Source organism: Enterobacter sp. WP_7_1 (assembly GCF_003688535.1).
Taxonomy (GTDB): Bacteria; Pseudomonadota; Gammaproteobacteria; order Enterobacterales; family Enterobacteriaceae; genus Enterobacter; species Enterobacter asburiae.
Genome location: NZ_REFK01000003.1, coordinates 123,941 through 135,683, shown reverse-complemented (window position 1 = coordinate 135,683; position 11,743 = coordinate 123,941). Strand labels below are relative to the sequence as shown.

Genomic DNA, 11,743 nt, shown 5'->3' with positions numbered 1-11,743 from the left:
TCATTGTGTCACCTTTTGGCTTTACGGCCTGAAACCGTAAGGCCTTTCTTTTCCTTTCCTTAAATTTCCCCTTTCCTTTCACGATCACACTTTTCGTTTTATTTCTTTTCTTTCATTGAAGTTTCGATTTCTTTTCTATAGATTTTATTTAACTGCTTAAGTGAACAAGTGAAACGAAACGAAAGATAGCGACACGATTGCCAGCGTCTGATGTGGAATTCACACGACTAAGGACTGAGTTATGCCACAAACCACTACCGCCGCCACAACCGGCACCTGGACCGAGGAAGAGATCCGCCAGCAGCCTGCCAGCTGGATCCGCTCGCTCAACAACATCGATAACCTGCATGCTTCAATCGACAGTTTCCTGACGCCGCTGCTGCGCAAGGACGACCTGCGGATCGTCCTGACCGGCGCGGGCACGTCCGCCTTTATCGGTGATATCATTGCGCCATGGCTTTCAAGCCACACCGGGAAAAACTTCACTGCCGTCCCGACAACCGATCTGGTCACGAACCCGATGGACTACTTCAGCCCTGCGCACCCGCTGCTGCTGGTTTCGTTTGCCCGCTCCGGCAACAGCCCGGAAAGCGTCGCGGCCGTCGAGCTGGCAAACCAGTTCGTGCCGGAGTGCTACCACCTGTCGATTACCTGCAACGAGGCGGGCAGCCTGTACCAGAACGCCGTCGACAGCGATAACGCCTTTGCCCTGCTGATGCCTGCCGAAACGCACGATCGCGGGTTCGCAATGACCAGCAGCATCACCACCATGATGGCGAGCTGTCTGGCCGTGTTCGCCCCGGAAACGATCAATACCCACACCTTCCGCGACGTCGCCGATCGCTGCCAGGCGATCCTCGCCTCGCTCGGGGATTTCAGCCACGGCGTCTTTGGCAGCGAACCGTGGAAACGGATCGTGTATCTGGGAAGCGGCGGCCTGCAGGGCGCGGCGCGCGAATCGGCGCTGAAGGTGCTGGAGCTGACGGCGGGCAAGCTGGCGGCATTTTACGACTCCCCAACGGGCTTCCGTCACGGGCCGAAGTCTCTGGTCGATAGCGAAACGCTGGTAGTGGTGTTTATCTCCAGCCATCCGTATACGCGTCAGTACGATCTGGATCTGCTGGCCGAGCTGCGCCGCGATCGCCAGGCTCTGCGCGTCGTTGCCATCGCCGCTGAAAACGATCCGGTCATTGAAGCGGGTCCGCACATTCTGCTGCCGCCTTCACGTCCGTTTATCGATATGGAACAGGCGTTCTGCTTCCTGATGTATGCCCAGGTCTTTGCGCTCACCCAGTCGCTTAGCACAGGCATTACGCCCGATACGCCATCCGCCAGCGGGACGGTCAACCGCGTGGTGCAGGGCGTCGTTATTCATCCGTGGCAGGCTTAAGAGGATCTGATTATGAGTATTATCTCGACGAAATATCTTCTGCAGGATGCGCAGGCAAAAGGCTACGCCGTTCCTGCGTTCAACATCCACAACGCGGAGACGATTCAGGCGATCCTCGAAGCGTGCAGCGAAATGCGATCGCCGGTGATCCTCGCGGGCACGCCGGGCACCTTTAAGCATATTGCGCTGGAAGAGATCTACGCTCTGTGCAGCGCCTACTCCCACACCTACGACATGCCGCTGGCGCTGCACCTCGATCACCACGAATCGCTGGACGATATCCGCCGCAAGGTCAACGCGGGCGTGCGCAGCGCGATGATCGACGGCAGTCACTATCCGTTTGAACAAAACGTGAAGCTGGTGAAGTCGGTGGTCGATTTCTGCCACCTCAACGACTGCAGCGTCGAGGCCGAGCTGGGCCGTCTGGGCGGTATGGAAGATGACATGAGCGTGGACGCGGAAAGCGCATTCCTCACCGATCCGCAGGAGGCGAAACGCTTCGTCGAACTGACCGGCGTAGACAGCCTTGCCGTCGCCATCGGCACCGCGCACGGCCTGTATACCAAACGCCCGAAAATCGACTTCCAGCGGCTGGCAGAAATCCGCGAAGTGGTCACCGTGCCGCTGGTGCTGCACGGAGCGAGCGATGTGCCTGATGAGTTTGTTCGCCGCACCATCGAGCTGGGCGTGTGCAAAGTCAACGTGGCGACCGAGCTGAAAATTGCTTTCTCTGACGCGGTTAAGGCCTGGTTTGCCGAAAACCCGCAGGGTAACGATCCGCGCTTCTATATGCGGGTCGGCATGGACGCCATGAAAGAGGTGGTCAGAAGCAAGATCGCCGTTTGCGGATCGGCAAACCGATTGCTGCTTCCGGCAGAAGCCTGATTAAAAAGGAGCTTACGCTGATGAAAAAAATCCTCGCACTCTCAGTGCTGGCCCTGTGCGTTTCCCATAGCGCGGTGGCCGCGAATTACGCGCTCGGTAACGACAATATAGCCCTGTCATTTGATGATGCAAACTCAACGGTAGTGGTTAAGGACATCAGAGCTAACCATCCGCTCACGCCGCAGGAGCTGTTCTTTCTGACGCTTCCGGACGAGACGAAAATCCACACCGCTGATTTTAAAATCAAGCATGTCGAAAAGCAGGACAGCGGCTTGGTCATCGATTTCACCCATCCGGACTTTAACGTAACGGTGAAGCTGAACCTGGTGAAGGGGAAATACGCCAGCATCGACTACACCGTTGCCGCCGTTGGCCAGCCGCGAGACGTGGCGAAAATTACCTTCTTCCCGACCAAAAAGCAGGCTCAGGCACCTTACGTAGACGGGGCGATTAACAGCTCGCCGATCGTCGCGGACTCGTTCTTTATTCTGCCTGACAAGCCCATCGTTGACACTTACGCCTATGAAGCGACCACCAATCTCAACGTAGAGCTGAAAACGCCGATTCAGCCAGAGTCGCCGGTCAGCTTTACCACCTGGTTCGGCACCTTCCCGGAGACCAGCCAGCTGCGCCGCAGCGTAAACCAGTTTATTGATGCCGTCCGCCCGCGTCCGTATAAGCCTTATTTACACTACAACAGCTGGATGGATATCGGCTTCTTTACCCCATATTCCGAGCAGGACGTGCTGGGGCGGATGGATGAATGGAATAAGGAATTTATCACCGGGCGCGGCGTGGCGCTGGATGCGTTCCTGCTTGACGACGGCTGGGATGACCTGACCGGACGCTGGCTGTTTGGCCCGGCATTCAGCAACGGTTTTGGCAAAGTTCGGGAAAAAGCCGACAGCATGCAAAGCTCGGTTGGACTGTGGCTCTCGCCGTGGGGTGGATATAACAAACCGCGCGACACTCGCGTCTCGCATGCAAAAGAGTACGGTTTCGAAACGGTAGACGGGAAACTGGCGCTGTCAGGCCCAAACTATTTTAAAAACTTCAATGAGCAGATCGTTAAGCTAATTAAAAACGAGCACATTACCTCGTTCAAGCTGGACGGGATGGGGAATGCCAATTCGCATATTAAGGGCAGCCCGTTCGCCTCGGATTTTGACGCCTCTATCGCTCTGCTGCACAACATGCGCAGCGCCAACCCGAATCTGTTTATTAACCTGACGACAGGTACCAACGCCAGCCCATCCTGGCTGTTCTACGCTGATTCCATCTGGCGCCAGGGCGATGACATCAACCTGTACGGCCCCGGTACGCCGGTGCAGCAGTGGATGACCTACCGCGATGCGGAAACGTACCGCTCCATTGTTCGCAAAGGCCCGCTGTTCCCGCTGAACTCGCTGATGTACCACGGGATCGTCAGCGCGGAAAACGCCTATTACGGGCTGGAGAAGGTGCAAACGGACAGCGACTTTGCCGATCAGGTCTGGAGCTACTTCGCGACCGGAACCCAGCTGCAGGAGCTGTATATCACCCCTTCAATGCTGAATAAGGCGAAGTGGGATACCCTGGCGCAGGCGGCGAAGTGGTCGCGGGAAAACGCCGGCGTGCTGGTGGATACGCACTGGGTTGGTGGCGATCCAACCGCGCTGCAGGTTTACGGCTGGGCATCCTGGAGCAAGGACAAAGCGATTCTCGGCTTGCGTAACCCGTCAGATAAGCCGCAAAGCTACTACCTGGATTTAACAAAAGATTTCGAAATCCCGACAGGGAACGCGGCGCAGTTTCGTCTGAAAGCGGTCTACGGCAGTAATTCAACCGTACCGGAGGAGTACAAAAACGCGGTGGTGATTACCCTGCAGCCGCTGGAAACGCTGGTGTTTGAGGCGGTGCCAGTTAGCTAAAACGCACATAAAGATCTGCAGGCCGGGTTAGGCGCAGCCGCCACCCGGCAAAACAGGCGGCAGGGGCTTACTCCCCCTGCTGCTCCAGCGCATGCTTATACAGCGCATTTTTCTTCACGCCGTGAATTTCCGCCGCCAGCGCGGCGGCCTTCTTCAGCGGCAGTTCCGCCTGCAGCAGCGCCAGCGTGCGCAGCGCGTCGGCAGGGAGCGCGTCTTCCTGCGCCTTATGCCCTTCGACAATCAGCACCATTTCACCCTTGCGGCGGTTTTCGTCTTCCTTCACCCACGCCAGCAGTTCACCCACTGGAGCACCGTGAATGGTTTCCCAGGTTTTGGTCAGCTCGCGCGCCAGCACCACGTAGCGGGCTTCTCCCCACACGGTCACCATATCTTCCAGGCTCTCCAGCAGGCGGTGCGTGGATTCGTAGAAAATCAGGGTGCGCGGTTCCGCTTCCAGATCTTTTAACACGTCACGGCGGCCTTTGGATTTGGCAGGCAGGAAGCCTTCATAGCAGAAACGGTCAGACGGCAGACCTGCGGCGCTCAGCGCAGCAATGGCAGCGCACGGCCCCGGCAGCGGCACAACGCGAATACCGGCTTCACGACAGGTACGCACCAGGTGATAGCCAGGATCGTTGATCAGCGGCGTACCGGCGTCGGAGACCAGGGCAATGTTCTGCCCCTCTTTCAGCTTCGCCACCAGCGTTTCGGCTTTTTGTTGCTCATTGTGATCGTGCAGAGCAAACAAACGGGCGTTAATCGCGAAATGTTGCAGCAGCAGGCCGGTGTGGCGGGTATCTTCAGCAGCAATTAAATCAACAGCTTGCAGTACGGTGAGCGCACGTTGGGTAATATCAGACAAATTCCCGATAGGAGTAGGTACAATATAAAGCTGGCCTTGAGAATTATCTGCCGTTTCGTGTTGTTTCATTGTTTCGTCCGTATTGCCGATTTAATATTGAGCATTGCGTAAAAAAAATCACTGGATACAGTATGGTACCGTTAACGTTTCTTCGAAAAAAAGCCACGCGCAGCGTGCCGCTTCTGCTGGCAGCCCTGATCTTTGCAGGCTGTGGCACCCAGGCACCTGACCAGAGCACCGCCCATCTTCAGGGTTCTGCTCAGGCTGATTCTGGCTTTTATCTGCAACAAATGTCGCAGAGTTCAAATGATACCAAGACCAACTGGCAATTACTCGCCATTCGTGCACTGCTGAAAGAGGGTAAAACCCAGCAGGCAGCCGAACTGTTTAACCAGTTGCCAAAAGATCTTAACGACGCCCAGCATCGTGAGCAGAGCCTGCTCTCTGCCGAGCTGAAGGTCGCGCTGAAAGATTACGCCGCCGCGAAGAAGATCCTCGGGGATATTGACGTGAGCGCGCTGGATAAAAATCAGCAGGCTCGCTTCTGGCAGGCGGGCATTACCGCGGAGCAGGGGCGCCCTTCCCTGACGCTGCTCCGCGCCCTCGTCGCGCAAGAGCCGCTGCTCGGCGGTGCCGACAAGCAGAAAAATATCGATGCCACCTGGCAAGCGCTTGCCTCGATGACTCAGGAACAGGCGCAGGCGCTGGTCATCAACGCCGATGAAAACATCCTGCAGGGCTGGCTGGATCTGCAGCAGATGTGGTTTAACAACCGCAGCGATCCAAAGATGCTTAAAGCCGGTATTACGGACTGGCAGACGCGCTACCCGCAAAACCCGGGTGCGAAAATGCTGCCAACCCAGCTGGTGAATGTGCAGAACTTTAAGCCAGCGTCCACCAGCAAAATCGCGCTGCTTCTGCCGCTCAACGGCCAGGCGGCGGTGTTTGGCCGTACCATTCAGCAGGGCTTTGAAGCCGCGAAAAACGGTACCACCTTGGTAACCGGCAGCGCGGTTCCCGCGCAGGCGGCCCAGGCGGCTAACGTGAATGATGTGGTCAGCCCGTCCGCAGCGGAGACCAGCGACCTGACCACGGCGCAAGCGCCGGTGCAGGGTACAATGCAAAACCCGGTGACGGCTCCGACGACGCCTCCGGCTACAGCTGCACCGGCTGCGGCAGCACCTGCTACTCAGGCTCCGGCCGAGACGCAAGCGGCGCCAGCGCCTGACGCAACAGCACAACAGCCTCAACCGCAGCCTGCACAACCCGCAGCCCAACCTGCTGCGCAGCCGCAGGCCGTGGCAACCACCAGCGCCAACCCGGGCGCTGAGTTGAAAATCTACGACACCAGCTCGCAGCCGCTTGACCAGGTTCTGGCGCAGGTTCAACAGGACGGGGCGAGCATCGTTGTCGGTCCGCTGCTGAAAAACAACGTGGAAGAGCTGATGAAGAGCAATACCACGCTGAACGTGCTGGCGCTCAACCAGCCTGAGCAGGTTCAGAACCGGGCCAATATTTGCTACTTCGCGCTTTCCCCTGAAGATGAAGCCCGCGATGCGGCGCGCCATATTCACGAGCAGGGTAAGCAGGCTCCGCTGCTGCTCATCCCACGCAGCGCGCTGGGCGATCGCGTGGCCAACGCCTTTGCCGATGAGTGGCAGAAGCTCGGCGGCGGCGTGGTGCTGCAGCAGAAATTCGGTTCCGTCTCTGAACTGCGCGCGGGCGTAAACGGTGGAGCGGGTATCGCGCTTAACGGCAGTCCTGTCACCGCGAGCCTGCCGCAGCAGCAGAGCGTGACGATTGGCGGCCTGACGATCCCTGCCCCGCCTACCGACGCGCAGATTAGCGGTGGCGGTAAAGTGGATGCGGCCTATATCGTTGCCACGCCGCAGGAGATCGCCTTTATCAAACCGATGATCGCGATGCGTAACGGCAGCCAGAGCGGCGCAACGCTTTACGCCAGCTCACGTAGCGCGCAGGGCACCGCAGGCCCGGATTTCCGTCTGGAAATGGACGGTCTGCAGTACAGCGAAATCCCGATGCTGGCAGGCAGCAACCCGGCGCTGATGCAGCAGGCGCTGAGTACAGTACGTAACGATTATTCGCTGGCGCGTCTGTATGCGATGGGTGTCGATGCATGGGCGCTGGCGAACCACTTTACCCAGATGCGTCAGGTGCCGGGCTTTGAGCTTAACGGCAACACCGGCGATCTGACCGCGACTCAGGACTGCGTGATCAACAGGAAGTTATCATGGCTCAAATACCAGCAGGGGCAAATCGTCCCGGCCAGTTAAGCCGTAAAGAGACCGGCGATGCGTGGGAGTTAAAGGCGCGTCGCTGGCTTGAAGGCAAAGGACTGCGCTTTATCGCCGCTAACGTCCGCGGGCGCGGCGGCGAAATCGACCTGATCATGAAAGACGGTCAGGTCATCGTGTTTGTAGAAGTCCGCTTTCGACAGTCTTCCCGTTTTGGCGGTGCTGCCGCCAGCGTGACGCTCGCCAAACAACATAAATTATTACAGACTGCCCACTTGTGGCTTGCCCGCGATAATGGAAGCTTTGATACTGTGGATTGCCGGTTCGATGTGATAGCCTTCACCGGAAATGAGATCGAATGGCTTAAAAACGCTTTTGGCGAAGACGCATAATTAAGATTTAAAAGGGATAACGTGCTCGAAAGAATTAAAGTGTGCTTCACAGAAAGCATCCAGACTCAGATTGCCGCGGCGGAAGCCCTTCCGGATGCTATCTCGCGTGCCGCAATGACGCTGGTGCAATCCCTGCTTAATGGCAACAAAATCCTCTGTTGTGGCAACGGCACGTCAGCCGCCAACGCACAGCATTTTGCTGCCAGCATGATCAATCGCTTTGAAACAGAACGCCCGAGTTTACCCGCCATTGCACTTAATACCGATAATGTGGTCTTAACGGCGATTGCTAACGATCGCCTGCATGACGAAATTTACGCAAAGCAGGTGCGAGCCCTGGGTCACGCCGGAGATGTGCTGCTGGCCATCTCCACGCGCGGCAATAGCCGGGATATTGTCAAAGCCGTTGAAGCCGCCGTCACCCGCGACATGACAATCGTGGCCTTAACCGGCTATGACGGGGGTGAGCTGGCGGGTCTGCTTGGGCCGCAGGATGTGGAAATCCGCATTCCTTCTCACCGGAGCGCGCGTATTCAGGAGATGCATATGCTCACGGTGAACTGCTTATGTGATTTGATCGATAACACGCTTTTCCCTCACCAGGATGATTAAGGAGTTCTTATGAAGGCTTTATCGACCCTCGCAGTCCTTATGTCTGCATTACTGCTTCAGGGATGTATCGCTGCGGCCGTTGTGGGTACCGCCGCGGTAGGCACCAAAGCGGCAACCGATCCACGCACCGTGGGGACACAGGTGGATGACGGTACGCTGGAGCTGCGCGTCAACAGTGCGCTGTCGAAAGACGAACAAATCAAGAAAGAAGCGCGTATCAACGTGACGGCTTATCAGGGCAAAGTGCTGCTGGCAGGCCAGGCGCCGAATCTGGAGCTCGCCTCTCGCGCGAAACAGATTGCGATGGGCGTCGAAGGGACCACAGAGGTGTTTAACGAAGTGCGCCAGGGCAAGCCAATTGGCCTGGGTGACGCCTCTTCCGATACCTGGATCACCACCAAAGTGCGTTCCCAGCTGCTGGGCTCGGACCAGGTGAAATCCTCCAACGTGAAAGTGACGACTGAAAACGGCGAAGTGTTCCTGCTGGGTCTGGTGACCGACCGTGAAGGGAAAGCGGCGGCCGATATCGCCAGCCGGGTGAGCGGCGTGAAGCACGTCACCACCGCGTTTACTTACATCAAATAAAAAAACGCCCCTCGCTTGAGGGGATTTTTTTGTAGGCCCGGAAGCGCCAGCGCCACCGGGCTTTTTTTACATCAACGCAATACTGCCCACCATCACCCCGCTCAACGCCACCAGCCCTGCGGTCAGCCACAGCGCTTTCGCCGGGAACGACTTACGCAGCATGATAAGCGACGGCAGGCTGATCGCCGGCAGCGTAATTAGCAGCGCCAGCGCCGGTGCGGTCCCCATACCGGCCAGCATCATGGTCTGAACAATCGGGATCTCCGCCGCCGTTGGGATCACAAACAGACAGCCTGCAACGGCCATCGCAATGACCCACATCAGCGTGTTGTCGATAGCGCCATCCGCATGCGGGAAGAGCCAGACGCGCGCCGCCCCCAGAGCCAGTACCGCCAGGATATAGACCGGGATGGTGCTCCAGAAAAGCTGCCATAGCGCCCTGCCCCAGCGCGCAAAGAAGCCACCCTGCGGCTCGCTGACGTCCAGCTCAACGGCTGCGGGTTCTGCGGCAGTATCCTTCACCAGTTTTTGCACCAGCGTCGCCACCACCAGCACGGTCAGCAGCCCGGCGACCAGGCGGATGAACGCGAAGTGCCAGCCCAGCACAAAGCCCATAAACACCAGCGTTGCCGGGTTAAGCAGCGGGTTCCCCATCCAGAACGCCAGCGCGCCGCCCATCGACACGCGCTGACGGCGCATCCCTGCGGCCACGGGCGCGGCACAGCAGGAGCACATCATGCCCGGCAGGGAGAAAATCGTTCCCAGCAGCGTGCCCTGAAAGCGCGGCTGCCCGAGCGTTTTCACCAGCCAGTTGCGCGGGATAAGCACCTGAATCAGTGACCCCAGGATCACGCCTAAGACGGCGGCTTTCCAGACGGCAAGGAAGTAGACCATGGCGTAGTCCCACGCCGCCTGCAGCGGGCTGGAATCAGCCTGCGCGAGAATAGATTTACCGATGCTGTGCGTTTCGGCGGCGGTGAAGGCTTTGCCGTAGTACGGCTGCCATTTCACGTACCAGAGGCCAACAATGACCACGAGAAAGAAGAGTGCGGGCTTCCACCATTGAACAGGTGTTGCCGCCTGAGATGAAGACTGACCAGTCATAGCATTCCCCGGAGAGTATTAGGTTATTAGCCGGGGGGAGTTTACGCCTCGCCCTGCGCGATTTCACGCAGTTTTGCCGAAGGGATAATGTTGACGCCCGCTTTCGACGGGGCCAGCCCCTCTTTTAACATCGCGCGCGCAACGTCCCGCGCCTCGATGGATTTCCAGTTGCCGGGAAGAATGCGAAACAGCGGGGCAAATATCGACTCGTTAAACCGGCGTTCGTCCCGGTGGCCGATCAGCATCGAGGGGCGCACAATCGTCAGCTGCTCCCATTTCTGCGCAATCAGCGCATCCTCCATCTTGCCCTTCACCTTGTTGTAGAAGAAAGGCGACCCGGCACTGGCGCCCAGCGCGCTGACCACCAGAAAATGTTTGGCCCCCAGCTTTTTCGCCGTGAGCGCGGTATCCACCACCAGCGTATAGTCGGCGTGGATAAATGCCTCTTTGCTGCCCGCCTCCCGCCGCGTGGTGCCCAGACAGCAAAAGGCGATATCAATGGGATCCTGCACCTGCGCCAGCGCGTCGGTCAGCTGAGGATCGTGCGGATTAAAGACGCCGGATAAGTCCGCCAGCGGTCGACGCGTCGGGGCGGCGATATAGTTCACGCGGCGATCCTGAATCAGCAGCCGCAGCAGATGATCGCCCACTAACCCGGTAGCACCTGTAATCAATACCTGACTCATCTTTTCCCCTTTACAGAATTGTCCGTTTGCGAACTCAGCGTCGTCGACCACACTTAGAAGTCTGTTACAGGTAAGTATTTACCACAAGCGGAGAAAAATCAGTCTGAAGCCAAAACAACGGAGGAAGCATGGGCAAGAAAATCGCAGTCTTGATTACCGACGAGTTTGAAGATTCAGAATTCACCTCTCCAGCAGAGGCGTTCCGCAAGGCGGGACATGAGGTCATCACCATTGAGAAAGAGGCGGGTAAAACGGTGACAGGCCATAAGGGCGAGGCGACCGTGACCATCGATGAGACCATCGATAACGTGAGTCCCTCAGATTTTGACGCCCTGCTGTTACCCGGCGGCCATTCCCCGGATTCCCTGCGCGGGGACGAGCGCTTCGTGACCTTCACCCGGGACTTTGTCTCTACCGGCAAACCGGTCTTTGCCATCTGCCACGGCCCGCAGCTGCTCATCAGCGCAGAAGTGGTCCGCGGGCGTAAGCTTACCGCCGTGAAGCCGATCGTTATCGATCTGAAAAACGCGGGGGCCGAGTTTTACGATCAGGAGGTGGTCAACGACAAAGACCAGCTGATCACCAGCCGAACCCCGGACGATCTCCCGGCATTTAACCGCGAAGCGCTACGCCTGCTCGGCGCGTAACCAGTGCAGCTTCTTGCCAAAGCCCAGGGTGTTGTCGGTAAATTTCAGCTCATCGAGGCGGATTTCCCACACCGGGGCTTTTAGCGCAGCGGTAACGGGAAAGCGGCGCGTGTAGAGCTTACGGCGCGCGTCGCTCTCTTCACCATCCAGACGACGGATCTCCCCTTTAAACTGCACGCCGCGGATCAGCGCGACCGTTTTCGGCTGGCCGTTTACCGTGCCCGCGACCTTTGCCTGCTGGCCGGTCATCTGCGCATGACGCGTTTTGTCTTCACTCATGACATAAAAAGCCACGCGCTCAGGGTCATAGTAGTAAAACGCATTTGCGCACCACATCTCACCCTCGTCATAGACGCACCAGGTGACAACATGCTGCTTTGCCAGCCAGCGGTTAATGGCGGCCAGTGTTTCCATT

Annotated in this window: 12 protein-coding genes; 8 read left to right on the top strand and 4 right to left on the bottom strand. The window is 57.9% G+C overall.

Annotated elements, in window-relative coordinates; translation table 11 throughout:
* Positions 1-241: 241 nt before the first annotated feature.
* The 3 genes from BJ885_RS13785 to BJ885_RS13775 are packed head-to-tail and all read left to right on the top strand — an operon-like array spanning position 242 to position 4,185.
* Entirely contained in the window at positions 242-1,390 is a 1,149-nt protein-coding gene (locus BJ885_RS13785; RefSeq protein WP_121932132.1) for an SIS domain-containing protein, read from the top strand.
* Between the two features lie 12 nt (positions 1,391-1,402).
* Positions 1,403-2,275, top strand: coding sequence for a tagatose-bisphosphate aldolase subunit KbaY (gene kbaY / locus BJ885_RS13780; protein WP_023309313.1), 873 nt, complete (start codon positions 1,403-1,405; stop codon positions 2,273-2,275).
* Positions 2,276-2,295: 20 nt separating this feature from the next.
* Entirely contained in the window at positions 2,296-4,185 is a 1,890-nt protein-coding gene (locus tag BJ885_RS13775; RefSeq protein WP_121932131.1) for an enterotoxin, read from the top strand.
* A gap of 67 nt (positions 4,186-4,252) precedes the next feature.
* Here BJ885_RS13775 and rsmI read toward each other — a convergent pair whose 3' ends face one another.
* Positions 4,253-5,116 carry a 16S rRNA (cytidine(1402)-2'-O)-methyltransferase gene (gene rsmI / locus BJ885_RS13770; RefSeq protein WP_023309315.1) on the bottom strand — a complete coding sequence of 288 codons (864 nt, stop codon included), beginning with the start codon at positions 5,114-5,116 and terminating at the stop codon, positions 4,253-4,255.
* Positions 5,117-5,178: 62 nt separating this feature from the next.
* On the opposite strand from rsmI, the gene BJ885_RS13760 reads away from it, so the two are divergent.
* The 4 genes from BJ885_RS13760 to dolP are packed head-to-tail and all read left to right on the top strand — an operon-like array spanning position 5,179 to position 8,891.
* Positions 5,179-7,341, top strand: coding sequence for a penicillin-binding protein activator (locus BJ885_RS13760; RefSeq protein ID WP_121932130.1), 2,163 nt, complete (start codon positions 5,179-5,181; stop codon positions 7,339-7,341).
* A complete protein-coding gene (locus BJ885_RS13755; protein ID WP_121932129.1) occupies positions 7,299-7,694 on the top strand; it encodes a YraN family protein in 396 nt (131 codons plus the stop codon). Before BJ885_RS13760 ends, BJ885_RS13755 begins: the two co-directional genes overlap by 43 nt.
* Before the next feature lie 21 nt (positions 7,695-7,715).
* Positions 7,716-8,306 (top strand): DnaA initiator-associating protein DiaA, encoded by a 591-nt coding sequence (gene diaA, locus BJ885_RS13750; protein ID WP_003861754.1) that lies wholly within the window; start codon positions 7,716-7,718, stop codon positions 8,304-8,306.
* A 9-nt stretch (positions 8,307-8,315) separates the two neighbouring features.
* Complete coding sequence (gene dolP, locus BJ885_RS13745; RefSeq protein WP_029739641.1) at positions 8,316-8,891, top strand: division/outer membrane stress-associated lipid-binding lipoprotein; 576 nt, start codon at positions 8,316-8,318, stop codon at positions 8,889-8,891.
* A 66-nt stretch (positions 8,892-8,957) separates the two neighbouring features.
* Here the strand turns inward: dolP and BJ885_RS13740 are convergent, their stop codons facing one another.
* Positions 8,958-9,995 carry a permease gene (locus tag BJ885_RS13740; RefSeq protein WP_059347581.1) on the bottom strand — a complete coding sequence of 346 codons (1,038 nt, stop codon included), beginning with the start codon at positions 9,993-9,995 and terminating at the stop codon, positions 8,958-8,960.
* Positions 9,996-10,036: 41 nt separating this feature from the next.
* Entirely contained in the window at positions 10,037-10,681 is a 645-nt protein-coding gene (locus BJ885_RS13735; RefSeq protein WP_033146736.1) for an NAD(P)H-binding protein, read from the bottom strand.
* A gap of 128 nt (positions 10,682-10,809) precedes the next feature.
* Here BJ885_RS13735 and BJ885_RS13730 point away from each other — a divergent pair, with 128 nt between their 5' ends.
* Entirely contained in the window at positions 10,810-11,328 is a 519-nt protein-coding gene (locus tag BJ885_RS13730; RefSeq protein ID WP_023333577.1) for a type 1 glutamine amidotransferase domain-containing protein, read from the top strand.
* Here the strand turns inward: BJ885_RS13730 and BJ885_RS13725 are convergent.
* Positions 11,308-11,742, bottom strand: a complete 435-nt coding sequence (locus BJ885_RS13725; protein WP_121932128.1) for a YhbP family protein — start codon at positions 11,740-11,742, stop codon at positions 11,308-11,310. The genes BJ885_RS13730 and BJ885_RS13725 overlap by 21 nt on opposite strands.
* Position 11,743 lies beyond the last annotated feature (1 nt).